Origin of the sequence: Mesorhizobium sp. M0030, assembly GCF_040323695.1 — a bacterium.
GTDB lineage: Bacteria > Pseudomonadota > Alphaproteobacteria > Rhizobiales > Rhizobiaceae > Mesorhizobium.
This window is the reverse complement of record NZ_JAMYVE010000011.1, coordinates 93,258-119,709: the sequence shown is the minus strand read 5'-3', so window position 1 is coordinate 119,709 and position 26,452 is coordinate 93,258. Positions and strand designations below refer to the sequence as shown.

Below are 26,452 nucleotides of genomic sequence, written 5' to 3'. Positions count from 1 at the left end.
AGCCGCTCAGCCGCCGCCGAGAATATCCAGGATTGAGGTTTTCCGCTTCTTGGTCGGGCCGCCGACGCTGCCCGGCGGTACCGGATGCTTGATCGAGGCCGTGGTGCCGCCGTCGCCCGGCATGTTGAAACCGTCGGCATCGACGGTTTCGGCCGGACGGCGGACCGGTGCTTGTGCGGGTACAGCAGCAGGTGCCGGTGCGGCAGCAGGCTCAGAACGGCTGACGGCCACGGCAGGCAACGGCGCCGCCTGATTGTTATCGACTGACGGAATATCGTCGGGCACGATGGTGTCGGGCGGCGTCGACTTCCAGGTGCCGGGCAGCGGCCGGACCGGCACACCTTCATGCGCGGCCACCATGAACTCGTGCCAGGCCTGTGCCGGCAGCGCGCCACCGGTGACCTTCTTCATCGGCGTGCCGTCATCGTTGCCGAACCACACGCCGGTGGTGAGGTTTGCGGTGTAACCGACGAACCAGGCGTCGCGCGAATTCTGGCTGGTTCCGGTCTTGCCGGCAGACGGCCAGGCGAAGGCCGCCTTCTTCGCCGTGCCGATCTCGACCGTGCCGGTCATCATCGAGTTCATCATGCCGACAATGTTCGGCTTGACGACGCGCGGCGCGCTGCCGCCATTGTCGTCATAGAGCACCTTGCCTTCGGTCGTGGTGATGCGGCGGATGAAATGGATGTCGGGCTTGTAGCCGCCATTGGCGAACGGCACATAGGCCGATGTCAGCTCCAGCGGCGTCACTTCCGAGGTGCCGAGCGCGATCGAGGTGTTGGCGATCAGATCGGATTGGATGCCCATGCGATGCGCCGCCTCGACCACCGCGTCGGGGCCGACCTCCATGGTTAGCTGTGCCGCGACGGAATTCAGCGACTTCGCCAAAGCGGTCGCCAACGTCACCTTGCCGAAATACTTGCCGCCGTAATTGTCCGGTGTCCACTTGCCGATCTTGATCGGTGCGTCGTTGCGCACGCTGTCGGGCGTGCGACCAGCTTCCAGCGCGGCCATATAGACGAACGGCTTGAAGGCCGAGCCCGGTTGACGGCGTGCTTCGGAGGCGCGGTCGAACTGGCTGGTCGAATAGTCGTAGCCGCCGACCATGGCGCGCACGGCGCCGGAATTGTCGATCGAGACCAGCGCGCCCTGGCTGACATTGAGCTTCTTGCCGCTCTCGTCGATCAGCCGGCGGATCGACTCTTCGGCGAGCTTCTGCAGGTTGAGGTCGACGGTGGTGTCGACGACGATGTCGCTGCGCACGTCGCCGATCAAATCGGGCAGCTCTTCCATGATGGTGTCGGCGACGTAGTTTTCCGAACCGGTCCAGTAGGATGGCGCGCGCGTTGCCGGCGCGCTCATCGCCGAGGCCAGTTCCTTGGCGCTGATCTTGCCTTCGTCGCGCATGGCGGCGAGCACCAGCTGCGAACGCTCCTCCGCCGCCTTCGGATCCCGCGCCGGCGACAGTCGCGACGGCGCCTTCAAGAGGCCGGCGAGAAGGGCCGCCTCCGACAGAGTGACGTCGCGCGCGCTCTTGCCGAAATAGCGGCGCGAGGCCGCCTCGACGCCATAGGCGCCGGAGCCGAAATAGACCCGGTTGAGGTACATTTCGAGGATCTGGTCCTTGGTATGCTTGTGCTCCAGCCACAGCGCCAGCAGCACTTCCTGCACCTTGCGCTCCAGCGTGCGGTCGGGCTTCAGGAACAGGTTCTTGGCCAGTTGCTGGGTCAGCGTCGAGCCGCCCTGCGAGAAACGCCGGCCCAGAACATTGGTCACCATGGCGCGTGACAGGCCGATCGGGTCGATGCCGAAATGCGAATAGAAGCGGCGATCCTCGATGGCGATGACGGCTTCCGGAATGTAGGGCGACATTTCGTGCAGGCCGACCGCCTCGCCGCCGCTCATGCCGCGGTTGGCAAGCAGTTGCCCGTCGACCGAGACGATCTTGATGTTGGGCGCACGGTCGGGGATCGACCAGGTGGTCGCCGCCGGCATCTTGGCGCCGTAATAGACGACGATGCCGGCCACCGCGATGCCGCCCCAGATGCAGAGCACGAAGCACCAGTAGAACATCCGGGCCATCACGCCGAACAGCCCGCGCCGGGGTTTGCCGCGCTTGCCGCGTGACGATGATTTTGCCTTGGAGGTTTTGCGCGCCGAAGATGATTTGCGATTGGCCGGCACGACCCGATCCTCCTCGTTCACCGAAAAACCGGCCGCGGATTTCGCCTTTGGCGATCCCTCGAAGCTGGGTTCGACGCGACTGTCTCTGCGGTTCGCCATGCGTTGCGCTGTCTTCCCGGTATCAATGGCGCTCGGGTTGGAGGGTAGATGCGGCGGTTTAAGGGCGCGTTAAAGCAGGGTTTATGCACCCTTCTGAAATTCCTTAAGAATTTCTAAAATCCGCTGCCGCTGGCTAACAGGCGTCGGCAACGCGGTACTTTGGCGGGTGCCCGAGATCACTGTTCAAACAGTTTGACGGATCTTGTCTCGCAACGCGGCGGCGACAAAGGCCGATCGGGTGACCCCCAACCGATTGGCTGTTTCGTCAGCCTCGGCGAGCAAACCGGCATCCAACGAGATATTGGCCCGGGCCGGACGGCCGGCATCTCGGATCAAGGGCACGGACATCAAGATAGCGCCAGCGGCGAGCGCTGCTCGAACCTCAGCATCTTCTAAAAGCGCCTCGACTTTGCGAGGAGTGGGGATTTTACGGCCGTCCGCGATTTCTTCAGCCACCCATTCGGCCAACGCGGCCATAGCGTCCTTTACAGCCTCGTCCCGGCTTTCCGACTGCGCGACGCAGCCAGGAGCATCGGGAAACGAGACGCCGACAAAGCCGTCGGCAGCATCCACGAGTGCGACATAGCGAGACATATCTAACAGCTTTCCTTATTCCGACTTTATGTCCATTAGGCTTCGGAACGCGATGAGGTCGGTTTATTCCCAGCCTGCCGCCTTGGCTATAGACCGAGCTACCAACGGCGTCAGAGTCTTGTGGCGAGGAACCATGATCGTCGGCATGCCGTCTTTTTTGTACTTGTCATGCTTCGTGCCGCCGACGTTCTTCCAGCCTTCCCTCTCGAGCCGGGCCTTGACTTTGGCGGTGTTGGTTTCGTTCATTTCTCGGCTCAAATCTATGTGCAAATTTTTGCACATAGTGGAAACGAAAGTCAATCACGATGTGCAAATATTTGCACAAGGAAACTCCCAATCGCCGTAAAATGCCTGGATGACAAATCAGCGCCACCCGCAGGCGGACATCATCAATTCTGCTGGATCGAAATGCCTTTGTCGTCGATCTTCAGCTCCACGCCCTTTGGCTTGGTCTGCTCGTGATAGACATAGATACCTAGCGCAATGACCACGACCAAGAGCGCGCCGATGAGGAGATAGAGGGTGTTCTGTTTCATGGCGCGCTCCGTTTCGTATCGAGCGTCACGCTCGCTTCAAGACCTTGACCAGCACCAGCAGGATGACAGCGCCGATCGTGGCGTTGATGATGGCAGCCAGAATGCCGCCGCCGATTGCGAAGCCCAGCCTTGGAAACAGCCAGCCGGCGATCAGGGCGCCGATAATGCCGACGACGATGTTGCCGATGAGGCCGAAGCCGAAGCCCGAGACGATGAGGCCGGCGAGCCAGCCGGCAATGGCGCCGATTATGATGAAGATGAGAAGGCTTTCGATGCCCATGACGCGTTCCTCCAGGAAGAGAGGCTACGGAGCGGAAGGCCCCGAATCGGCCTCGATATCAACGACTTCAGGCTATGCGAAAGCAGTTGCACCCGCCAGCGGCGCTCATTGATCGTCGTCATCGTCGCTGGAGACTGGCCGCCAGCTGGTCGGGTCGACCTTTTTCTGGGTATCGCTGTCGGTGTAGACCCACCAGGCGCCGTCGCGATATTGCCCGACGGATTCGCTGACGACGCCGGCGCCGTCCTTCCACAGAACAGTGACCTTGGATCCATCCGTCGGGGCGGTCGCTATCGGTTTGCGGTCTGCCACGTCATCCCCCTCATTGAGTCGACAGAACGCCACGACGCGTGTCTGGTTGCAAGGCTGCCGGAAGCGTTATCCGAAGGCCATCAGCTGTGGGCAAAAATATCCTCTTCGTCCCAACCCATCAAATCGAGCTTGGCACGCGTCGGCAGGAAGCGGAAGCAGGCGTCGGCTTCCTTGGTGCGCCCGTCCCGCGCCAGGCGTCCAGCCAGCACCTCGCGCAGACGGTGCAGATAGAGAACGTCGGAAGCGGCATATTCGAGCTGTTCGGGCGACAGGGTCTCGGCCGCCCAGTCCGACGATTGCTGCGCCTTCGACAGGCCGACGCCAAGCAGTTCGAAGCAGATGTCCTTCAAGCCGTGCCGGTCGGTATAGGTGCGGGTCAGCCGCGAGGCGATCTTGGTGCAGAACACCGGCTCCGGCATGACGCCGAAGGCATTGTACAGCACGGCGAGGTCGAAACGGCCGTAGTGGAACAGTTTCGATATGCCGCGGTTGCGGAGCAGGCTGACGAGGTTCGGCGCTTTCTTCTGGCCGGGCGCGATCTGGATCACGTCGGCCGAGCCATCGCCGGGCGAGATCTGCACCACGCAAAGCCGGTCGCGGTGCGGGTTCAACCCCAGCGTCTCGGTATCGATGGCCACCGCGTCGACATTGTAGTGGGCGAGGTCGGGCAGATCGTTCTTGTGGAAGCGGATGTCGGGCATAGTTGTCTCCGGATCGCGGCGTAACTCGTCCTCGCCGCGATCCGCTGAAAAATCAACAAGAAAACTTCCCAGCCTCCTCAGCGCGTCAGCGCATCGAGAATGCGCGCCCAGGAGCGCTGGCCCTTGTGGAAGGAGGTCAGCTCGTATTTCTCGTTGGGCGAGTGGATGCGGTCGTCGTCGAGCCCGAACCCGACCAGCAGCGATTCCATGCCGAGATAGGTCTGGAAGTCGCCGACCACCGGTATCGAGCCTCCGCTGCCGGTCGTCACCGCTGGCTTCGGCCATTCATCCGACAGCGCAGTCTTGGCCTTGGCCAGGAATGGCGAGTCGTAGGAAAGCTGAATTGCCGGCCCGCCGCCATGCGGGTGGAATTCGACCGAACAGTCCCTGGGAATGCGCGCCTTGACGAATTCCCGGAACGCGGCGCGGATCTTCTCGGGGTCCTGCTTGTGGACGAGGCGGAAGGAGATTTTCGACGACGCTTCCGCCGCGATCACCGTCTTGAACCCCTTGCCGGTGTAGCCGCCGATGATGCCGTTGAACTCGGCCGTCGGCCGCGCCCAGGTCAGTTCCATCACCGAGCGGCCTTTTTCGCCCGACGGGATCGAGAGGCCGATCGGTCCGAGGAAGGTTTCGGCGGTCTCGCCCAGAGTTTCCCATGATTTCAGGATCTGCGACGGCGTTTCCTCGACCCCGTCATAGAAGCCGGGAATGGTGATGTGGCCGTTCTCGTCATGGATGTCGGCGAGGATTTTCGCCAGGATGCGGATCGGGTTGGCGGCGGCGCCGCCATAGAGGCCCGAATGCAGGTCGCGATCGGCGGCCTTGACGGTGACCTCCTCGCCGACCATTCCGCGCAGCGAAACGCAGATCGACGGCGTTTCGCGGTCCCACATGCCGGTGTCGCAGACCAGAGCGAAATCGGCCTTGAGCTCATCGGCATTGGCCTCGAGGAACGGCTTCAGCGACGGCGAACCGGACTCCTCCTCGCCCTCGAACAGGATGGTGATGCGGCAGGGCAGATTGCCATGCACCTGCTTCCAGGCGCGGCAGGCCTCGACGAAGGTCATCAGCTGCCCCTTGTCGTCGGCCGAGCCACGGCCGGTGATTACCTTGTGACCGGGCTCGATCTCCTTGACCGCCGGCGCAAACGGGTCGTTCTCCCAAAGCTCGATCGGATCGACCGGCTGCACGTCGTAATGGCCATAAAACAGCACATGCGGCGAACCGGCGGGGCCTTCATGGTGCGCAACCACCATCGGGTGTCCCGGCGTGTCGCGCACCGAAGCGTCGAAGCCGATCAGCTTGAGGTCCGCCACCAGCCATTCGGCGGCCTTGCGGCAGTCGGCGGCATAGTCTGAATCGGTGGAGATCGACTTGATGCGGAGCAGGCCGAACAGGCGCTCCAGGCTCTGGTCGAGATTTTTGTCGAGACGGTCGAGGACGGAGGAAATGGTGGACATTACTGCGGGCCTTTCTTTTCGGTGCCGGGACCGTAAAGGCAGCGCATCAAAACGAAAAGCCCGCGATCGTTGGACCACGGACCGTAAACACTTGTCAGAAGGCAAAAAAGAACCGCCGTGGTGGAGGGGAACCACGGCGGTCTTTTACTCGAAACGATGCGGCAGCCCGGAGAGGGGGGATAGGCTGCCGCAATTGTCCGGGATAGGCGGGGGACGGGCCTTGCTCCGGACTCGGCGAAAACTGCCGATGACCTTTATTTGTGTCTCGGATCGTGGCGTTTCAAGGGCACAAAAATTACACTTTTGTAACATAGCCGTGAGCGCCGAGGCAAACAGCAGCAGGACCTATCGGCAGGCAGGCTCTGTCAGCATGTCGCCGCAACACCTGTTGGAAGCCCGCCTTTGCCATGGACCGCGCCGTCCTGCCGCGCTATCCCTGCCGGCATGAAAAAAGGCGACCATCTCTTCCTTATCGACGGCTCCGGCTACATCTTTCGCGCCTATCATGCGCTGCCGCCGCTGACCCGCAAATCCGATGGGCTGCCGGTCGGCGCGGTCTCCGGCTTCTGCAACATGTTGTGGAAGCTGATGCAGGACGCCCGCAACACCGATGTAGGCATCGTGCCGACGCATTTAGCGGTCATTTTCGATTATTCGTCGAAAACCTTCCGCAATGATCTTTACCCGGAATACAAGGCCAACCGCAACGCACCGCCCGAAGACCTGATCCCGCAATTCGGTCTGATCCGCCAGGCAACCGTGGCCTTCAACCTGCCTTGCATCGAGATCGAAGGCTACGAGGCCGACGACCTCATCGCCACTTATGCCAGGCTGGCGTGCGAGGCCGGCGGCGACACCACTATCATCTCCTCTGACAAGGATCTGATGCAGCTGGTCGGACCCACGGTCGGCATGTACGACCCGATGAAGGACCGCCAGATCGGCATCCCCGAAGTCATCGAGAAATGGGGCGTGCCGCCGGAAAAGATGATAGACCTGCAGGCGCTGACCGGCGACTCCGTCGACAATGTGCCGGGCGTACCCGGCATCGGGCCGAAAACGGCGGCGCAGCTTCTGGAACAGTTCGGCGACCTTGACGGGCTGCTCGCCCGGGCCAGCGAGATCAAGCAGGACAAGAGGCGCGAATCCATCATCGCCAATGCCGACAAGGCGCGCATATCGCGCCAGCTGGTGACGCTGAAGAACGACGTGCCGGTGACCGACGGGCTCGACGATTTCGTGCTGCATGCGCCGGATGGGCCGAAGCTGATCGGCTTTCTCAAAACCATGGAATTCACCTCGCTGACCCGCCGTGTGGCCGAGGCGACCAGCACCGAAGCCGGCGATGTGCAGGCTGTCGCCGTCACCGTCGAGCGCGCCGACACCGCGCACGGCCCCGATGTCGGCTCCGGCACACCGGTGCCTGCGGCAACACAGGATGAAGCCAAATCCGAAACCGCAAGGGCCGGGGACGCGCCTTCGCTGCTTGCCGCACTTCGCCTGGAAACGGCCGCCGCGGCCAAAATCGATCCTGCCGCCTATGTCGCCATCCGCGACACGGCAACGCTCAAGACCTGGCTGGCCCAAGCCAAGGAGACCGGAACCGTCGCCTTCGACACCGAAACCACGTCTTCCGATCCGATGCTGGCCGACCTCATCGGTTTCTCCCTGGCGATCGGCCCCGGCCGCGCCGCCTATGTGCCGCTCGCCCACAAGAGCGGCGCTGGCGACCTGCTCGGCGGCGGCACGCTGGAGAACCAGATTCCGGTCCGCGAGGCGCTGGCGCTGCTGAAGCCGTTGCTGGAAGACAAATCGGTGCTCAAGATCGCCCAGGACGCCAAATACGACATCGTCGTCATGAGCCGCCACGGCATCGATATCGCACCCTTCGACGACACGATGTTGATTTCCTATGTGCTCGACGCCGGCACCGGCCACCACACTTTGTCCTCGCTTGCCGACAAATGGCTCGGCCATGCCACGACGCCGCTCAAGGATCTCGCCGGTTCCGGCAGAAGCTCGGTCGGGTTCGAGCAGGTCGACATCGACCGGGCGACCGCCTACGCCGCCGGCCATGCCGACGTAGCGCTGCGGCTATGGCAGGTGCTGAAGCCGCGACTTGCCGCCAAGGGCCTGGTTTCGGTCTATGAGCGGCTGGAACGGCCGCTGGTGCCGGTGCTGGCGCGGATGGAACAGCGCGGCATCTCGGTCGACCGCCAGATCCTGTCGCGGCTCTCCGGCGAGCTGGCGCAAGGCGCTGCACGGCTGGAGGAGGAGATCTACGGCCTTGTCGGCGAGCGCATCAACATCGGGTCGCCAAAGCAACTCGGCGACATCCTGTTCGGCCGCATGGGCCTGCCCGGCGGCTCCAAGACCAAGACCGGGCAATGGTCGACCTCCGCGCAGCTTCTGGAAGACCTCGCCGCCGAAGGCCACGAACTGCCGCGCAAGATCGTCGACTGGCGCCAGCTGACCAAGCTGAAATCGACCTACACCGACGCGCTGCCCGGCTTCATCCATCCCGACACCAGGCGCGTGCACACATCGTATGCGCTGGCCGCAACGACGACGGGCCGGCTGTCCTCCTCCGATCCCAATCTGCAGAACATCCCGGTGCGCACCGCGGAGGGACGCAAGATCAGGACGGCCTTCATCGCCGACAAGGGCCAGAAACTGGTCTCGGCCGACTACAGCCAGATCGAACTGCGCGTGCTTGCCCACGTCGCCGAGATCCCGCAGTTGAAGCAGGCCTTCGCCAATGGCGCCGACATCCACGCCATCACCGCCTCGGAAATGTTCAACGTGCCGGTCGAAGGCATGCCTTCCGAAGTGCGCCGCCGCGCCAAGGCGATCAATTTCGGCATCATCTACGGCATCTCGGCCTTTGGGCTGGCCAACCAGCTGTCGATCCCGCGCGAGGAGGCCGGCGCCTACATCAAGAAATACTTCGAGCGTTTCCCCGGCATCCGCGACTATATCGAGGCAACAAAAGCCTATGCCCGCGAGCATGGCTTCGTCGAAACCATCTTCGGCCGCCGCATCCACTATCCTGAGATCCGGTCGTCAAACCCGTCGATCCGTGCCTTCAACGAGCGCGCCTCGATCAACGCCAGGCTGCAAGGCACCGCTGCCGATATCATCCGCCGCGCCATGGTGCATATGGACGAGGCGCTGGAAAAGGCCGGCCTGTCCGCCCGCATGCTCTTGCAGGTGCATGACGAATTGATCTTCGAGACGGTTGAAGCGGAAGTCGAGGCGACGATCCCCGTGGTGCGCAGGGTGATGGAGAACGCGCCGATGCCGGCCATCTCGATGTCGGTGCCGCTGCATGTCGATGCCCGCGCAGCGAACAACTGGGACGAGGCGCATTAGCGCCGGATACGCCGCGATCCTTCACACCCCCCTCTGCCCTGCCGGGCATCTCCCCCGCAAGGGGGGAGATCAGCCGCCACTTCCGGTTTCGCCAATCTCCGACGTTGCTGCAATGGGCGCAGCGCTTGAACTGCCAATCTCCCCCCTTGCGGGGGAGATGTCCGGCAGGACAGAGGGGGGTGCTGTCCCGCCAGCGTCGAAACGTTAGGCAGCCTCAGCCAGGCACTTGGCACACGTCCCTCGAAACTCGATCACCGCCTTCTTCGCAGCAAACCCGGTCGAGCGCACCCATTCGTCCAGCCGATGGTCGACGTCATGGTCGGACATCTCCATCACCTGCCCGCATGTGTCGCAGATAGCGAAGGCTGTCATCGAATGCGTATGGTCGTGCGGTTCGGCGCAGGCGACGAAGGAGTTGAGGCTTTCCAACCGGTGCACGAAGCCTGACTTCACCAGGCTGTCGAGCGCCCGGTAAACCTGTAGCGGCGCGCGGAAACCGCGCTCGCGCAGCTGGTCGAGAAGCGTATAGGCGCTGAGCGGTCCGCTGGCGGCCTCGAGCTTTTCGAGCACGCTCAGCTGATTCTTCGTCAGCACATCCCTTGCCGCCATGATCCCGTTTTCCGATCGTTTAGAGCATGATGCCGAAAAGTGTGGAGCGGTTCTCGGACGACATCATGTTCTATCTGTTTGATCCAGCGCCGCTCGCAAATCATTTCTGCCATGCGACGGTCTCAATTCCCTTGAGATAGCGATGAAGCGGGCTTTTTGCCACTGTTTCCGTTATCGCCATCGACACCATGACCACCACCGCCGATTGACGGCACCGACCACATTCAAAATACTGACAAAATTCGCGACGAAAGGTGCCGCACTTGCAAATTCGATCGGGCTTGGGGAAGCAATTATGATCAAACTGACACGACGGACGCTGCTCGTCGGCACGTCGGCGCTTGTGGCTGCCGGTACGGTCTCGTTCCGCGCCCTCGCCGCCTCGCGCACCTATCACGCGCTGCTGGTTGCCTGCACCGACTATCCGAACCTGCCGCAGAAGAACTGGCTGATCGGGCCGAAGAACGATGCCGGCCTAGTGCGCGACTATCTCCTGAAGAACACGCCCGATCCGGTGAAGTTCTCGGCCGAGAACGTGATCCTGCTCGCCAAGGACGTCGAAGGCGCCAACGGCCCGCCGACGCATGCGGCGATCAAGGCCGCTCTTGCCGACCTCGCCGGCAAGGTGCAACGCGACGATTTCGTCTATCTGCATCTGTCGGGCCACGGCGCCCAGCAGCCGCAAGCCAAGGCCGGTGACGAGACCGACGGCCTCGACGAGATTTTCCTGCCGTCCGATATCGACAAATGGATCAACCGCGAAGAGGGCGTGCCGAACGCGCTGGTCGACAACGAGGTCGGCGCCGCACTCGACGCCATCCGCGACAAGGGCGCCTTTGTCTGGGTGGTGTTCGACTGCTGCCATTCCGGCACCGCGACGCGCGCCGCGGAAGTCGATGACGAACTGGAGCGCAAGGTCGAGTTCGCCGACCTCGTCGGCGGCGACGACGCGGCGAGAGCAGCCGCGGTGAAGGCCTATGACGACATCTCGGCAAGCGCATCGCGCGGTTTCGACGAGAATGGCGGCCGCAAGCCGGCCTTCAACCTGACGCCGACCGGCGCAGAGCCGATCGCCAGGGGCAAGCTGGTCGCCTTCTATGCCGCGCAGACGGTCGAGACGACGCCGGAAATGCCGCTGCCCAAGGGCACGCCCGACGCGCCGCGCTTCGGCCTGTTCACCTTCACCATCCTGTCGAAATTGGCCGAGAACCCCAACGTCACCTATCGCCAGCTCGGCCAGGCCGTGCTGCAGCAATATTCGGCCGACGGCCGCACAAGGCCGACGCCCCTGTTCGAGGGCGAACTGGACGCCCGCGTGTTCGGCACCGACAAGACCGACGCCGTCATGCAATGGCCGATTGCCGTCAAGGACGGCGATGTCGCGATCGGCGCCGGGCTGCTGCAGGGTCTGACCCCCGGCAGCAAGCTCGCCATTTTGCCTTCGGCGCTGTCGAAGCTCTCCGACGCCGTCGGCTATCTCGAAGTGAAATCGGCAAAAAACCTCGAAAGCCAGCTCGCACCGGTCGAATTCGACGGCAAGCCGGCGCTTGCGCCGACGGCGGTGCCCGCCGGCGCCTATGCGCGCGTTGCCGAACTCGCCGTCGACTACAAGCTGCTGGTGGCAAAGCCGGCGCCGACCGCAGGGCTCGAAAAAGAAACCGAGCTGGTCAATTCGGTTCTGGACGAATTGGTGGCGAAGCCGAAGTCCGGCTTCCACATCGCGCTGGTCGAGCCTGGCAAGAGCGCCGATCTGCGGCTTGCGGTGCTGCGCGAAAAATCCATGGACGGCGCTGCCGCCAACGCCAGCGACGAACCGGCGCTGTGGTTCCTGCCGGCGTCCGGCGACATCAGCCTGAAGGACGGCAGCAAGCCGCCGCGCATCGTCATCCATCAGGATGGCCGCGACAAGCTTGCGGAAAACACAGCCAAGACCCTGACCACGATCTTCCGCGCCACCGGCCTGTCGCGGCTCGCCGCGGCGTCCGACTACCGGCCGGACGAGGTCAGCGTCCAGTTCCTGATCAAGCGCCAGGACAGCGATGCGCTGGAGCCGATCGAATCGTCAACGGTGCCGCGCGTTTCGCCGGGCGATCAGGTACACATTGCGGCCAAGAACGGGTCCGACGAGTTCGTCGACATCAACGTGCTGTATATCGGCAGCGACTATTCGATCGCCCACATCGTCGCCGAGCGGCTGGCGCCGATCAACCAGCAGGCCGACCAGGGCCTGAAGGAAGGGCTGCTCGCCTTCACCGACACCAGCTTCGGCATGGAGCGCATGATTGCCGTGCTGACCGAGGCGCCGCCGCAAAGCGAGAAAGAGGATCTGAGCTTTCTTGCCCAGGAAGGCGTGCGCGCCGTGACGCGTGCCGCATCGGGAACGCCTGGTTTTTCCGACATGCTGGCCGACATCGGCATGGCACCGGCAACGCGCTCCGTGATGCGGCTTGCCGACAAGAGCGGTCCCAAAGGCGCGGTGATGATCTTCCCGATGGAGACGGTGCCCCGCGCCTGACCTGACATTGCTTCGCCGGCTCTTGTAGGCGTGATATATGAACATTCCCGGCTCGCGACACCTCTATGCGCCGCGGCTGGATGCAACAGATGAGGACATCAGTGACTATCCCCGTGCTCTCCTGGCGTGCAGCGACGGTCGGCCTTGCCGGCAGCCTGTTGCTGGTTGCCAGCGCCTCGGCGGACGAGAATTGCGGCCTGTGCGCCAAGCAGATCGTCACCAATTCCGAGCTCGCCACCTGCTTTCTCGACCAGTACGACCAGATCGCCAAGACCGGCAACACGGCCGTTGTCGTCGATCTCTCCAGCTGCGCCTCGCGCGGCGTGGTCGAGCCCTTGCCGTCACCCAGCAAGGCGGCTGCCGAACCGGACGTGCAGTTCATGATTTCGCGCACGCAGCTCGATTGCCTGAAAAAGAAGCTGGAGACACCCGGCATCGTGCTCGATCCCACCGCCATCATCCAACTGGACAGCTGCGGATGAAAAAGCCGGGGGGCGCTGCAACGCAGAAATCGCCGGCCACATCGGCGCCTCCGCCGGCCAAGAAGCCGGCGACCTTGCCCGAAACCACCGAAGGCTTTCCGTGGCCGAGCAGTCACGAGATCAAGAAGGAAGCCAACCCCTTCACCGACCGCGACTGGCGCATGCTGATCTACGCCTGGTCGGGTCTCGCCGTGCGCCTGGCGATCATCTTCACCTTGGCCTTCTCGGTCTTCCAGTTTCTCGCAAACCAGGAACAGAAGCGCGTCGAGCAGACGATGTCGCTGGTCGAGCTTTGGGAAAGCAAGGATTTTCAGCAGGCGCAGCGCGCGCTCAAGGAGCGCCTCTCGTCGCTCAACGCCAAATACGACAATCTGCTCAGCGCCACGCCGTCGCCAACCGAGGAACAGGTTTTCCGGCAACGCATCGGCATCGAGGCGATGACTGCCGGCGGCGGCACCATGCCGATCGCCGATTTCAACGACAATTTCGACCGCATCGTCTATTTCCTCAATCGTCTCTCCATCTGCGTCGAGGGCAAGCTCTGTTCGCGCGATGTCGCCGATGCCTATTTCCGCGACTATGCGGTGTCGTTCTGGAGCTATTTTGCCGGCTACATCGAAAAAGAACGCAAGGCCGGTTCCGCCAATTATGCCCAGGCGATCGAGAATTATGTGCGTCACGGGTCGCCGCCGTCCGCCGACTCCAAATAGCGGCGCAACAAGGTGCCGGTCAGCTCCCATGCCCTGCGTGCTTTCCGGTGGCTGGTCATGCTCGGTCTTCTGGCGCTGGCGTCGGTCGCCCGTGCCGAGGACCTCGATTTCCATCTCGATCTCAACACCGGCGGCCACAGCGCCAGGGTCACCGATCTTGCCTTCACGCCGGACGGCGAGGGACTGGTCTCCGCATCTGACGACAAGACCATCCGCATCTGGGACTGGCAGAGCGGGGTGACGCTCCGCACCATTCGCGGCTATCTTGGCAATGGCAATGACGGCAAGGTCTTTGCGATTGCCGTGTCGCCGGATGGCAAGACGATCGCCGCCGGCGGTTATTTCGGCGCCGGCATCGGCGACAAGCCCCCTTATGGCGATATCAGGCTGTTCGATTTCGCCACCGGCAAGATCAAAACCGTGCTCAAGGCCGCCGACTATGCCATCTATGATGTCGCCTTTTCACCCGACGGAAACACGCTCGCCGCCGGCGGTGGCGATGGTTTCGTCTACCTCTGGCGGGCGGACGACAAATCCGCGTCGGGCTGGACGCTGGCGGAAAAACTCGATGCCGATTCCTGGCGTGTGGAAAAGCTCGCCTTCGCCGCTGCGGGAACCCGGCTGGTGGCGACGACCACAGACAACGGCATAAGGCTCTGGGACATCGCCAAGTCAGAGGAAATCGCTTTGCCCGCCGAGGCCGAACCGCTGCGCGATGTCGGCGTCGCCGCACTCGCCGTGTCATTGGATGGCAGCCTGTTCGCCACCGGCAGCAAGGACGGCGACGTCCAGCTCTGGCAGGCCAGCACCGGCAAATTCGTCCGCGCCATGCCGAAGCAGGATTTCCAGATCGGCGCTCTGAGCTTCGCCACGGGTTCGCGGCTTGTGGCGTCATGCAGCTATCGCTGCGCCGACAAGCATCGCTCGGTGGTCTGGAATACCGACAGCGGCGAGCAACTGCTCGACTATAACGGCCATGACGGCACGGTCTTTGCTGGCGCCGGCAATGCCGACGGCTCGCTGGTGGCGACAGCCGGCGGCACCCGCAACGCCATCCAGGTCTGGAACCCCATGACCGGCGAGCGCAAGGCGCTGCTGCAAGGGGTCGGCGAACCGGTGACGGCGATCGGGATCGATGCGGCGAGCAGCTCCATCGCTTGGGGCAACACCAACCCCTGCCCTGAACGCGTGTCCTGTCCCGAGCTGCAGGGCACGCTGGACAAGGTGCTGGCACTACCGACGGCCGAGCGGTTCTTCGAAGACCCGAAGGCGTTGGCGGAACAGGGCACCTATACCCGCGCCGCACTGACCGACGGTGAGTGGTCGCTTCGCGCCGTCCCCGGCGGCAAGGACGGCCTGGAGAATGCCGTGCTCGAAATCGCGAGCGGCGGAAAGGTGATGCACAGCATCGAGAATGCCGCCACCAATGGCTTCGTCCATTCGGTTTACACGCTGATCGGCAATGGGCTTGGCCTGATCACCGGCGGCAGCGACGGCACGCTGTTGGAATACAAAACCGCGACCGCCGAGGTATCGGGTGAATTCACCGGCCACACCGGCGAGATCAACGCCATGGTTGCCGCCGAGAAGGAAGGGCTGTTGGTCACCGGCAGCGCTGACCAGACCGTGCGGCTGTGGAATTTGAAGACACACAAACTGATCGTGTCGATGTTCTTCGCCGGCTCCGAATGGATCGCCTGGATGCCGCAGGGCTACTATTATTCCTCCGCCGACGGCGACAAGTTGATAGGCTGGCACGTCAATCAGGGCCGCGGCCACGAAGGGCGTTTCATCAGCGCCGGCCAGCTGAAGAAATATCTCTGGAGCCCGGAAATGGTGCGCCGGGCCATCATCCTGCGCAGCGCCGAACAGGCGGTTCAGGAAATGCGCCCCGGCGTCGACCGCGAGCTGGAAAAGCTGCTCGAGCGCAAACCGCCGGAATTCGGCATCAAGCTTGCCGCCGACCAGAGCAACGTCCGCGAGGGCTATGTCGCCGTCGAGATTTCGGGCGTGCAGGAAGCCGGCGCCGATGTCGCCGGATTCTCGATCCTGTCGAACAGCCGCAATGTCGGCGATGTCACCGCACGCTCGGCCGATGGCGGCAAGAGCATCATCGTCGAAGTGCCGGTCGAGAATGGCGAAAATACCATTCGCATCACCGGCACCAACGAGTTCGGCTATCTGACCGAGCGCAGTGTCACAGCACTTGGCAGGAAAACCGAAAAGCCCGCCAACAAGGGCAAGCTCTACGTCGCCGTGATCGGCGTCGACAAATATCCCTTCCTCACCGATGCATGCGCCGGCCACGCCTGCGATCTGCGCTATCCCGTCGACGACGCTACCGAATTCCTCAAGGTGATCTCGCAGAAATCCGCGCCCTTGTTTTCGGCGATGGAGACGCTGGTTCTGGTCAACCGCGAAGCGCTGGATGAGGCGCCCGATTCCGGCAAGGACGTGTTCAAGGTCGCCAGCGCCGACACCATCCTGGAACCGGATTCCGACACGATCGACGACCAGCTCGCCGACTTTCTCGACAGACCCGGCGAGAACGACACCACCATCATTTTCGTCGCCGGTCACGGCATCAACATCGACGAAGATTATTATTTCATCCCCACGGACGGCCGCAAACAGGATGCCGACCGCTGGAAGCGCTCCTCGCTGGTCGACTGGGGCGACATCCAGAAATCGGTTGAGCGGGCCAAGGGCATGCGCTTCATGCTGCTCGACACCTGCCACGCCGCCAACGCCTTCAACCCGCGCCTGGAAAAAGACGCGCAGGACGCACGCATCGTCGTCTTCTCGGCCACCGCTGCCAACAACACCGCCGCCGAGCTGCCCGAGCTCGGCCATGGCGTCTTCACCTATTCGATCCTCGAAGGCCTGCGCGGCCGGGCCAAGACCTCCGACGGCGGCGTGACGCTGTTCGGCCTCGCCGACTATATTTCGCGCGAAGTGCTGCGGCTGACCGCGTCCAAGCAGAAGCCGTTCTACTATGTCGGCGGCGTGGAGAACATTGTGCTGGCTGAGCCGTGAGAGGTCGGCGCCCAGGCACCCCCCTCTGGCCTGCCGGCCATCTCCCCCGCAAGGGGGAAGATCAGTCTCTTCATTGCTGGAGATCTATTTTCAAGGTTGATGATTGGCGAAAGTCGAGGCGACATCCAATCTCCCTCCTTGCGAGGGAGATGTCCGGCAGGACAGAGGGGGGTGCCTGGGCGCGGACCAGCATTCTGATCTTTGCCACCTCGTTGCTTATCCTCTCAGCGCTTCAAGCGTCTGCCGCCCCCATCACCTGCCCGCCCGGCGACACAAACTTCCCGTCCTTCTACTCCGACCCCACACTCTTCACCGACGCCATCGCCGCCGTCGCCAAAATCGAGCCGTCCAACCAACGCCTCACCGGCATCACGGTCCCCCACCACCTGCTCGTCGCAGATCTCATCGCACTCGGTTTCCACGCCGCGTCCAGCTTCCGCTACAAGCGCATCGTCATCCTGTCGCCGGACCATTTCCACAAGACGCAGAAACTCTTCGCCACCACGACGCGCGGCTTCGACACTGTGCTTGGCCCGGTCCTGGCCGACACGGCAGCCCTGCGCCTTATCCAGGCGAACAGCGACATGGTCGAGGACTCCTGCCTCTTCGCCAAGGAGCACGGCGTTCAAGCCATGCTGCCCTTCCTGCACCACTATTTTCCGGAGGCAACCATCGTGCCGGTGGCGATGTCGGTCAAGGCGAAGCGCGGCGACTGGGACCGGCTGGCGCAGGCGCTGAAAGCGATCGTCGACAAGGACACGCTGATCGTCGAATCCACCGATTTCTCGCATTATCTGCCGCAGCACGAAGCCAGGCGTTTCGACCAGCAGACGCTGAACATGCTCGCCGCCGGTTCGCTCGACGGCATCGCGGCGCTGCGCCAGCCGGATCACGCCGATTCGGTCGGTGCGCTCTACATCCAGACCAGGCTGCAGCGCGAACTGTTCGGTGCTGCGCCCCTGGTCGTCGCCAACGAGAACTCGCAGGCGCATTCGGGCGACTATGTCGAGCGCACCACCAGCTATGTCGTGGCGCTGTTCGGCGCCTTCGGCCCCGGCTTCAACAATCCTGCCCGTCCCGACGACAAGCTCTACTATTTCGCGGGCGACGTGAATTTCGGCCGCGCCATGAAGAAGATCCTGGTCCGCGACGGTGTTGCCGAGAAGATCGTCGAAAGCGTGCTGGCCCTGACCCGCTCGCGGCCGCTGATCGTCAATCTCGAAGGCGTGATCCTGCCCAACGTCCCTGAGGCGATCGACGACATGACGCTGGCCATGCCCGCAGACCTCGCCATCGACATGCTCAAGAAATTGCATGTCGCCGCTGTCAGCCTCGCCAACAATCACGCCTACGACCTCGGCCCGTCAGGCTATGCCGAGACGCTGGCCGCACTCGATGCGGCCGGCATCGCCCATTTCGGGCAGGGCGAGACGCTGGCGCTTGCCGATCTCGACCTGGTCGGGCTGACCGACATCGATACCAACGGCTCCAGGAACACCGACCTTCTGACGCCTGCTTTGCTCGACCGGCTGCTGCACGACAATGCCGAACGGCCGGTGATTGCCTTCGTCCATTGGGGCCGCGAGTACAAGACGGAGCCGTCGCCGCCCGAGGAGATGCTTGCCGACCAGATGCGGCTGCGCGGTGTCACGGCAATCGTCGGCGGTCATCCACATGTATCGAGCGAGGCGATCCTGCCGCTCGGCGGCGGCGATGTTGCGGAGATCTATTCGCTCGGCAATTTCCTGTTCGACCAGAAAGCCGAACGATCGTCCGGGTCGATGCTGGAACTCAGGGTGTTCAGCCAGGGCACGATCTTTGCCCGGCTGATCCCGCTGCCCAATTTTTTCGAGATGGGCTCGAAATGACGCGATTCCCGAAAGGACGTGACAGGACCTCAACAGCCTTGCAGATCTTCCGGCAGATAGCAGACCGCCGGCTTGGTGCTGGTTTCGAACAGCGACTGCTTCGGCCTGAAATAGAAGAACGTGGCCGGCTTGCTCTCGCGTGTGCTGCCATCGGCGAAATGGGCGGCGATGCTGAAGCGATGGATCGACGACATTGACGACCACATTTTCAGCCGTGCCGTGTAGGCGCTGAGATTCTTGTTGCCGCGCACCGGCATGGGGATGCTGTAATCGGTCTTGCCGATCGGAAATTCGATGTTCTGGTAGCGTAGCGCTTCGGGCGACGCGCCGCCGCCATCGCCGCATTCGGCGAGCGATTCTGGGACCTCGATGCTGACCAGCGAGACGATGACGCGAAACGGCTCGCTCTGCTGGTAGACAGCGCCCTGATCGTCCGCCCAGGAATAATCGAGCTTGCCAATCCCGGTCACGCTCATTTTCTCGACGCTGCCGCTGATGTAATCGGCAACGTCGCCGAACTTGACCTTGTTGGCCACCTGGGCGCGGCAGACATCCAGGCTGTCCCTTGACGGGCAGGTGAAGCGCTCGGTCTCGAGCGTGGTTGTGTCGACGCCGGCTTCAGTCAGCACGTCCTTGATCGAGACGTCGACGCCATCGCCGAAAGTGCCGATGTCCTTCGTGAACATGCGGCTCGGCTCGCCGGTCGCGTTGTCCTCCTCGTCGGTCCTGGTGAACTGGATCGACATCTTCATGTCTTTCACGTCGCCCCAGCCATTGTTGACGATCGAGAAGTCGGGGCGGAAGCCGACGCAGCCATAGTGCTCGCTGATCGACAGCATCGGCTTGCGGTAGGCCTCGCTCGCGGCCACCTTCATTTCCAGGCTGTCGATCTTGACCCTCGACTGGTCGGTGGTCTTGAGGTCGACTTCGGCGAAGGCCGGCGCCGTCTCCCAGTCCATGCCTTCATAGACATTGCCGGTACGAATCTCTCCGGTGCCGTTCCAGGCATCGTTGTACTGGTCCGACACCGGATAGATCGCGATGTCTTCGTCGCGCACCAGATGCTGGTACTGCATGTCGGCCTGCTGCGTCATGCGCTGGTCGACGGCAATGCCGATCTCGACCTTGTCGGCGGAACCGCCGCCGGTCTGCGCCTTGAGCAACCCGCCCACTCTGGCATCGGCCAGCACGTCGGGGCGCGCACCGCCGATCTCCTTGCCCATCGCCCATTGCGACCAGTAGACGGTGCCGCCGGGCAGCCGGGTGCGGCCCTTGCCGTCCTTCAGCCCATCGGCAAAAGAGCCGACGAATATCTCGCCTGTCTTCGTCTCCAGCCTGCCCTCGCCATTCGGCACACCGGCCCTGAATTGCCCTTCATAGCGATTGCCGTCGGCATCGACATGGATCGCATGGCCGTCGAGCTGGCCGGCGACCCAACGGCCGTCGAGAATCTCGCCTGAACGCAGCTCCAGCCGGCCTTGTCCTTCGGGGCGGCCATTCCTGATCTCGCCGAAATAGCTGGAATAGATCGTCTTGGGGTCGTAGCTCGCCGAGCCGCGTACGCGCCAGACCAGCCTGCCCTTGCCGTTGACGGTGCCGTCGGCTGCGACGGTGCGGTCCGGCGACACGCCGGCTGCCGGCTCCCAGGTGAAATCAAGACCCAATTCCGGGTGGGAATCCCAGACCCGTACATTCTTGCGCAGCACCGAACGTGTTTCGCTTTGATAGAGGATTTGCACCCGCTCGGCCCAGGTGCCATCGGGTGCGGCACCGCCTTGATCGGCCATAGCGGAAAAGCATGTCAGTGCGGCCAGCGAGGACGCAGCCGCGATCGCTTTGACCCCGAAGATCATTCTTGCCCGCGCCATCTTATTACCCAACCCCTTGGATCGCCTAGCGTAAGCACCGCTGTAACACAGTGCAAGAGAGGTGTTTCGATACAAAAAACCGGCGGCAGGAACGTCCCGCCGCCGGTTTGGTAGTGCTGGTTATCGCCGCTGTTTGCCGGCGAAAGATCGGGCCTTATTTGTACAGGCTGTTGATCCACGCCACGTTGGCAGCGTTCAGGCGCACCGCAGTGTTGGCGTTGGGGCTTTCGGCCACGTTCACGCCGGTGACGACGCGCTGCTTGGCGCCATTGTCGTAGGCGTAGACCGAGCTGCCGCTCGACCCCGGATAGGTGTCGCAGTCGTACTGGAAATACTCCGCGCCGACGTTTTCGGCTTTCACTTCGCAGGTCGCCTTCCACATCGTTCCCATCGGCTTGTCGCCGGGATAGCCAACGATGTTTGCGGTGAAATCGCCGAGGTTCTCATAGTTGGCATAACCCAGCCAGCCGAGATTGGTGCCGACATCCTGCTTCAGCGTAATGATGCCGAGGTCCCACGGAATGACCGAGCCGTAGTAACCCTGATAATTGTCGATGAAGCCCTGCAGGATATAGACGCTCTCGTAGCTGAAAGCGCCAAACGGTGCATCGTCGGCGGTGTTGCCGTTGAGCGACGGCACGAAGATGACGTCGTCGAGCCAAGCCTTGTCTTCATTGCTGTAGAGGCAATGCGCGGCGGTGAGCACCGTGCGCGGACCGATCAGGGTTCCCGAGCAGCTGCCGTAACCGCTCTTGGCTTTGCCTTCGATATACCCGATCGCGGTGAACGGGTAGGTCTTGGTGTTCTTGATCTGCTCGCGATCGTCGGCCCCGAACACCTGGCGGCCGGCTTCGCCGCCGCCCGTCAATCCGGTCTTGTCGGCGTTCGGTGTGTTGGCGGGCGCGTTCAATTCCTTGATGACAAGGTCCTTCAGCGTCTCGCCTGCATCGATCTTGATGTCCTTGCCATCGGCGGAACGTCCGACGATGCCATAGGATTTGACCGCCGTGCCCTCGTCGGTCAGCGGCGCTGCCCGGCTGGCTTCATCTTCGGTCAGTTTCGGCGGCGCGATCGGCTTTGCACGGCCGGGCTGGTAGTCGCCCGTTCCGAGATCGCGCATGCTTTCGCCATTGCCGGCATTCGCTGAGCCGGGATCGGCGGCGAAGGCAGGCATCGTCCACAGTGCGGTGGATAGCAGTGCGGACGCAATGATAGTGCTTGTCAGTTTCGTCATGGTGAGACTCTCCCAAAAGTCAGCAAGGAGTGGAGCAAAATACAGAAATATTGTCGAGATCGTGGTGGAGTTAAAAAATTAGTTTGGTTACCCGCCCGTATCGGATCATCGGTCCGGGCGGCCTCGTTAAAGCCCTCCGCCAAACGCACCCGCGTCGATATACTGCCTAAAATAATCCAACATTGGCAATGACAAATCGCTTCCACGTAGCCCGTGGGGGGCTATAGGGTTTGGGTGGGCTCTGCCCGATGGGGCACGATTAGCAAAAGTCGTATTTCGGTTTTATGACCGCGCGGATGTCGTTCGTTCTGGCAGAAGGCGATCGAGGTACCGGTACCGCTTCTGTTGGTTATGCGTCATGGCGGCATGGCTCGGCATTTTTCATCTCAGGAGGGTTTCAAGGTGAACATTATCCATCGGTTCAGGCCGCTTGCCGCTGCATCGCTGCTGGGCATCGCGGCCGCTTTCCCCGCCGTCAACGCGCTCTATGCAGCCGACGACGCCGCCAGGCCGGAAGCGGCGGTCTCGCCGATGCAGCGCGTCGCCGAATCCCGGGACAAGGCCAAGGCCGAGAATCCCGACGGGGCCGACCGCGTCTATGGCGGCAAGGAAGCCGACAAAGGGGCCTATCCGTTCCAGGTGGCGCTGCTGACCAGCGCCCGGCTGGACCCCAGCCCGGCCTCGCAGCCGAACGCGCAATTCTGCGGCGGCAGCCTGATTGCTCCGCAATGGGTGCTGACGGCGGCGCACTGCCTCAACGACAAGGGCCGGCCGATTTCGCCCGACACGGTGACCGTGCTGACCGGCGCCACCGATCTTACCGAAGGCAAGCGCTACAAGGTGGTCGAGGTCATCGTCAACGAGGGCTACAGCGAACAGACGCTGGACAATGATCTCGGCCTGCTCCGGCTGGCGGAGCCCGCCGATGCGCCGGTCATCAAGATCACCAATGAGCCGACGCCAGACAGCGGCAAGACCACGGTCATCGGCTGGGGCAAGATGCAGGACGGCACCTTCCCGACCGCGCTGATGGTGGCCGATCTCGATCTCGAGCCGAGCGCTGCCTGCAACAGCGGCATCAAGTCGATCTATGCGCATGACCTGAAGGCGGCACTTGGCGATCTCTCGCATCGGATGCGTTATTCGGAAAAGGGCATCGATGCCGCCGCCAATGCGATCGCCGCCGATATGTCGGATCCGCTGACCAAGAACATGATCTGCGCCGGCACCGACAGCGGCGAACGCGACGCCTGCAACGGCGACAGCGGCGGTCCGCTGTTCATGACCGGCGCCAGCGGTCCGGTCCAGGTCGGCGTCGTCTCCTGGGGCGAAGGTCCGTCCGACGGCACCGCCGCTTGCGGCCACAAGAATGCCTATGGCATCTACACGCGATTGGCCAACTATACCGGTTGGATCGAAGCCAAGATGAAGACCCCGGCTCCGGCAGCCGCGGCGGCGCCCAAGGCCGGTCTCGGCACGGCCAAGAAGCCCTGAACGAGCCCGAAGCTTGATAAACGCAAAACGGCGGGATCTTTCCCGCCGTTTTGATTCATGTCCTGTGCCGGCTGTTCCGCTTACTTCCGTGGCGGTCCCTTGCGCTCCGCCGAAGCCGCCCACAGATTGATGTCGGACTCGCGTGCGTAAGTGTCGATTTCGGCGAGCTCGGCATCGCTGAAGTCGAGCACCTTGAGCGCGCCGACGCAGTCCTCGACCTGTTCGGGCCGGCTGGCGCCGATCAGCGCCGAGGTGACCCGGCCCTTGCGCAGCACCCAGGCTAGCGCCATCTGCGCCAGCGTCTGGCCACGCTTGCCGGCGATCGCGTTCAGCGCCTGGATGTTGGCGATGGTCTTTTCGTTGATGAAGGCGGGCCGCAGCGACTTGCCTTGGCTGGCGCGGCTGCCCTCGGGGATGCCGCCGAGATATTTGTCGGTCAGCATGCCTTGTGCCAGCGGCGAGAACACGATCGATCCGACACCGAGCCCTTCCAGCGTATCGAGCAGTCCGTCCTCTTCGACCCAGCGGTTGAGCATCGAATAGCTCGGCTGATGGATGATGCAGGGCGTACCGAGCTGCTTCAATATGTCGGCCGCCTCGCGCGTGCGCTGCGAATTGTAGGACGAGATGCCGGCATAGAGCGCCTTGCCGGAACGCACCGCATGGTCGAGAGCGCCCATCGTTTCCTCAAGCGGCGTATCCGGATCGAAGCGGTGCGAATAGAAGATGTCGACATAGTCGAGCCCCATCCGCATCAGGCTCTGGTCGAGGCTCGCCAGCACATATTTGCGGCTGCCCCATTCGCCATAAGGCCCTGCCCACATCTCATAGCCGGCCTTGGTCGAGATGATCAGCTCATCGCGATAGCTGGCGAAGTCGGTGCGCAATATCTCGCCGAAGGCGATCTCGGCCGAGCCCGGCGGCGGACCGTAATTGTTGGCGAGATCGAAATGGGTGATGCCGAGATCGAAGGCCTTGCGCGCGATCGCCTGCTTGGTCTTGTGCGGCGTGTCGTTGCCGAAATTGTGCCACAGGCCGAGCGAGATCGCCGGCAGTTTCAGGCCGGATCGCCCACATCTGTTGTAGAGCATTTTCTCATAGCGGTGTTCAGCCGGCTGCCAGCGCATGGGTACAGATCCTGGATTGTATGGGTGTCGGCGCGAGCGCGCCGACACCCTTCTACCTCATTTCTGCTTCGCCAACAGTCCTTTTGCGTCCTTGACGCCGAGTGCAGCCGGCCGCTCGCAGCTGGTCTGCATGGCGACGAACTTGCCGGTCTCGCCCGACCGCAACAGGCCGGTCATGACGTCGACGGCATGCAGCGCGAGCTCCATCGAGCAACGGTGTGGCCGTCCCTCGGCGATCGCCAGCGCCATGTCGGCAAGGCCTGCGGTGCGGTAGTTGGCCATCATGCCCTGGCCGTGCATTTCGTTGGGCACGCCGAACGGATGCTGCCATTTCGGCAGTTTCTTCACCGGTTTTGCCGCCTCGGTGATGCGCACGTCGCCGCCGAAGAAATTCGGATCCGGCACGAACACCGTGCCCGTCTCGCCATAGAGTTCCATCGGCGCATGACCATGCGCCCAGACGTCCCAGCTGGTGTTGAGCGTGATCACGGCGCCGTTCTCGAACTCCAGCAGGCCGTGGATCGTCGTCGGCGTGTTGACCGGGATTTTCTCGCCCGCGCGCGGTTTCGATGAGATCGTGCGTTCCTTGGCAGGCGTCGTCGCGAAGGCTGCCACCTGCTTCACCGGCCCGATCAACTGGATCAGGTTGGTGATGTAGTAAGGTCCGATATCGAGCACCGGCCCAGCGCCCGGCTGGAAGAAGAAATCAGGGTTGGGATGCCAGTGCTCCATGCCGTGGCCCATCACATGACAGGTGCCGCTGGTGATCTTGCCGAGCGCGCCGGCGTCGATGAGGTTGCGCACCAGCTGGTGCGCGCCGCCGAGGAAAGTGTCCGGAGCCGAACCGATGCGCAGCCCTTTCTTCTCGGCGCGGCTCTTGAGGTCGAGCCCTTCCTTGACCGACAGCACGAACGGCTTTTCCGAATAGACGTGCTTGCCGGCATCGAGGATCTGCTTCGACACCTCGTAGTGCACCGCCGGGATGGTGAGGTTGACGATGATGTCGATCTCGTCATCCTTGAGCAGTTCTTCGACGGTCTCGGCGCGCAGCTTGAACTCCTTCGCCCGTGCCTTGGCCGCGTCCATGTTGATGTCGGCGCAGGCGCGCATCTCGATGCCGCGAAACAGAGGCGCCAGCGAGAAATACGCTTTCGAGATGTTGCCGCAGCCGATGACGCCGATACCCAGTTTCTTTGCCATGATGATTGTTCCTAGTAAGCCTTGACGGATGCGAGCGAGCGGCTGGCGAAGCGCTCGATGTCGTTGGGGTTGTCCTGTTCCATCACGTAATATTTGGCCGCGCTCTTCGCCCGAAGTGTCTTGATCAGGCCGGCCCAGTCGATGGTGCCGTGGCCGACATCCGCCCAGCCGTCCTCGTCAAGGCCTTCGCCTGACTTGGCCATGTCCTTGACATGGACGGCGCTGATGCGCTTGCCGTGCTTTTCGATCCACGGCAGCGGATCGACGCCGCCGCGGACTACCCAGGCGACGTCCATCTCCCAGCCGATGTCGGGCGCAGCCGACAGGATGTGATCCTGCGGCACCGAGCCGTCGGCGAGTGTCTTGAACTCGAAATCATGGTTGTGCCAGGCAAAGCCGTAGCCGGCTTTTTTTGCGGTCTCGCCGACCTTGGCCAGACGCTCGCCAAAGCCGCGCCAGCCGGCAGCGTCGGCCGGCCGCTGCTCGGCCAGCAGATAGGGACAGATGACGAGCGTGATGCCGAGTGCGTCGGCTGTTTTGCGTACGCCGTCGAAATCATTCTCCAGCGCATCGATCGAGAAATGTCCGGTCGGCATCGAAAGCCCGTTCTTGTCGAGTTCGGCGCGGAACGCCGTGGGGTCGTCATAGACGCCGCCGAAACCTTCGACTTCCTTGTAGCCGAGCTTGCCGAGCATTTTCAGGATGCCTTCCCACGGCTGGAAATTGCGGGCGCTGTAGAGTTGGAATGACCAGTTCATCGTCTCTGTC

General features: G+C 62.8%; 21 protein-coding genes. 7 read left to right on the top strand and 14 right to left on the bottom strand.

Translation table 11 applies throughout. From position 1 onward, the window contains the following. Positions 1 to 6: 6 nt before the first annotated feature. From NKJ80_RS21705 to NKJ80_RS21670, 8 genes are all read right to left on the bottom strand, one after another. A complete protein-coding gene (locus NKJ80_RS21705; protein WP_023669778.1) occupies positions 7 to 2,283 on the bottom strand; it encodes a transglycosylase domain-containing protein in 2,277 nt (758 codons plus the stop codon). Between the two features lie 183 nt (positions 2,284 to 2,466). After that, positions 2,467 to 2,877, bottom strand: a complete 411-nt coding sequence (locus tag NKJ80_RS21700) for a type II toxin-antitoxin system HicB family antitoxin (protein WP_023669779.1) — start codon at positions 2,875 to 2,877, stop codon at positions 2,467 to 2,469. 63 nt (positions 2,878 to 2,940) lie between these two features. Then, positions 2,941 to 3,123 (bottom strand): type II toxin-antitoxin system HicA family toxin, encoded by a 183-nt coding sequence (locus NKJ80_RS21695; RefSeq protein WP_023669780.1) that lies wholly within the window; start codon positions 3,121 to 3,123, stop codon positions 2,941 to 2,943. Positions 3,124 to 3,266: 143 nt separating this feature from the next. Further along, positions 3,267 to 3,413, bottom strand: a complete 147-nt coding sequence (locus tag NKJ80_RS21690; RefSeq protein ID WP_023683048.1) for a hypothetical protein — start codon at positions 3,411 to 3,413, stop codon at positions 3,267 to 3,269. Positions 3,414 to 3,438: 25 nt separating this feature from the next. Continuing rightward, positions 3,439 to 3,693: a GlsB/YeaQ/YmgE family stress response membrane protein gene (locus tag NKJ80_RS21685; protein ID WP_023683047.1), complete on the bottom strand. Its 255-nt coding sequence runs from the start codon at positions 3,691 to 3,693 to the stop codon at positions 3,439 to 3,441. A gap of 105 nt (positions 3,694 to 3,798) precedes the next feature. Then, positions 3,799 to 4,005: a hypothetical protein gene (locus NKJ80_RS21680; protein WP_023683046.1), complete on the bottom strand. Its 207-nt coding sequence runs from the start codon at positions 4,003 to 4,005 to the stop codon at positions 3,799 to 3,801. Positions 4,006 to 4,085: 80 nt separating this feature from the next. Continuing rightward, complete coding sequence (locus NKJ80_RS21675; protein WP_023698188.1) at positions 4,086 to 4,706, bottom strand: ribonuclease D; 621 nt, start codon at positions 4,704 to 4,706, stop codon at positions 4,086 to 4,088. 77 nt (positions 4,707 to 4,783) lie between these two features. Beyond that, on the bottom strand, positions 4,784 to 6,169 hold the full coding sequence (locus NKJ80_RS21670; protein WP_023686593.1) for a M20/M25/M40 family metallo-hydrolase: 1,386 nt from the start codon (positions 6,167 to 6,169) through the stop codon (positions 4,784 to 4,786). 444 nt (positions 6,170 to 6,613) lie between these two features. Here NKJ80_RS21670 and polA point away from each other — a divergent pair, with 444 nt between their 5' ends. Further along, positions 6,614 to 9,541 carry a DNA polymerase I gene (gene polA / locus NKJ80_RS21665; protein ID WP_023700122.1) on the top strand — a complete coding sequence of 976 codons (2,928 nt, stop codon included), beginning with the start codon at positions 6,614 to 6,616 and terminating at the stop codon, positions 9,539 to 9,541. A gap of 204 nt (positions 9,542 to 9,745) precedes the next feature. Here polA and NKJ80_RS21660 read toward each other — a convergent pair whose 3' ends face one another. Beyond that, complete coding sequence (locus tag NKJ80_RS21660) at positions 9,746 to 10,150, bottom strand: Fur family transcriptional regulator (RefSeq protein WP_023669789.1); 405 nt, start codon at positions 10,148 to 10,150, stop codon at positions 9,746 to 9,748. Between the two features lie 295 nt (positions 10,151 to 10,445). Between NKJ80_RS21660 and NKJ80_RS21655 the strand changes: the two genes are divergently transcribed. From NKJ80_RS21655 to amrB, 5 genes are all read left to right on the top strand, one after another. Continuing rightward, positions 10,446 to 12,665, top strand: a complete 2,220-nt coding sequence (locus NKJ80_RS21655; RefSeq protein WP_023815741.1) for a caspase family protein — start codon at positions 10,446 to 10,448, stop codon at positions 12,663 to 12,665. An 89-nt stretch (positions 12,666 to 12,754) separates the two neighbouring features. Further along, complete coding sequence (locus tag NKJ80_RS21650; RefSeq protein ID WP_027049727.1) at positions 12,755 to 13,147, top strand: hypothetical protein; 393 nt, start codon at positions 12,755 to 12,757, stop codon at positions 13,145 to 13,147. After that, positions 13,144 to 13,857 carry a DUF4760 domain-containing protein gene (locus tag NKJ80_RS21645; protein WP_023669792.1) on the top strand — a complete coding sequence of 238 codons (714 nt, stop codon included), beginning with the start codon at positions 13,144 to 13,146 and terminating at the stop codon, positions 13,855 to 13,857. Before NKJ80_RS21650 ends, NKJ80_RS21645 begins: the two co-directional genes overlap by 4 nt. 57 nt (positions 13,858 to 13,914) lie before the next feature. Further along, positions 13,915 to 16,893 (top strand): hypothetical protein, encoded by a 2,979-nt coding sequence (locus tag NKJ80_RS21640; protein WP_352498287.1) that lies wholly within the window; start codon positions 13,915 to 13,917, stop codon positions 16,891 to 16,893. A gap of 149 nt (positions 16,894 to 17,042) precedes the next feature. Further along, positions 17,043 to 18,761 (top strand): AmmeMemoRadiSam system protein B, encoded by a 1,719-nt coding sequence (gene amrB / locus NKJ80_RS21635; RefSeq protein WP_352498286.1) that lies wholly within the window; start codon positions 17,043 to 17,045, stop codon positions 18,759 to 18,761. A gap of 29 nt (positions 18,762 to 18,790) precedes the next feature. Here the strand turns inward: amrB and NKJ80_RS21630 are convergent, their stop codons facing one another. Further along, a complete protein-coding gene (locus tag NKJ80_RS21630; RefSeq protein ID WP_352498285.1) occupies positions 18,791 to 20,629 on the bottom strand; it encodes an MORN repeat-containing protein in 1,839 nt (612 codons plus the stop codon). Positions 20,630 to 20,783: 154 nt separating this feature from the next. Further along, entirely contained in the window at positions 20,784 to 21,863 is a 1,080-nt protein-coding gene (locus NKJ80_RS21625) for a trypsin-like serine peptidase (RefSeq protein WP_352498284.1), read from the bottom strand. Positions 21,864 to 22,265: 402 nt separating this feature from the next. Between NKJ80_RS21625 and NKJ80_RS21620 the strand changes: the two genes are divergently transcribed. After that, positions 22,266 to 23,357 carry a S1 family serine peptidase gene (locus NKJ80_RS21620; protein ID WP_023733609.1) on the top strand — a complete coding sequence of 364 codons (1,092 nt, stop codon included), beginning with the start codon at positions 22,266 to 22,268 and terminating at the stop codon, positions 23,355 to 23,357. Positions 23,358 to 23,437: 80 nt separating this feature from the next. Here NKJ80_RS21620 and mgrA read toward each other — a convergent pair whose 3' ends face one another. The 3 genes from mgrA to NKJ80_RS21605 are packed head-to-tail and all read right to left on the bottom strand — an operon-like array spanning position 23,438 to position 26,442. Continuing rightward, positions 23,438 to 24,484 carry an L-glyceraldehyde 3-phosphate reductase gene (mgrA, locus tag NKJ80_RS21615; RefSeq protein ID WP_352498283.1) on the bottom strand — a complete coding sequence of 349 codons (1,047 nt, stop codon included), beginning with the start codon at positions 24,482 to 24,484 and terminating at the stop codon, positions 23,438 to 23,440. Positions 24,485 to 24,541: 57 nt separating this feature from the next. Beyond that, positions 24,542 to 25,684, bottom strand: a complete 1,143-nt coding sequence (locus tag NKJ80_RS21610) for a Gfo/Idh/MocA family protein (protein ID WP_352498282.1) — start codon at positions 25,682 to 25,684, stop codon at positions 24,542 to 24,544. An 11-nt stretch (positions 25,685 to 25,695) separates the two neighbouring features. Next, positions 25,696 to 26,442 (bottom strand): sugar phosphate isomerase/epimerase family protein, encoded by a 747-nt coding sequence (locus tag NKJ80_RS21605; RefSeq protein ID WP_352498281.1) that lies wholly within the window; start codon positions 26,440 to 26,442, stop codon positions 25,696 to 25,698. Positions 26,443 to 26,452 lie beyond the last annotated feature (10 nt).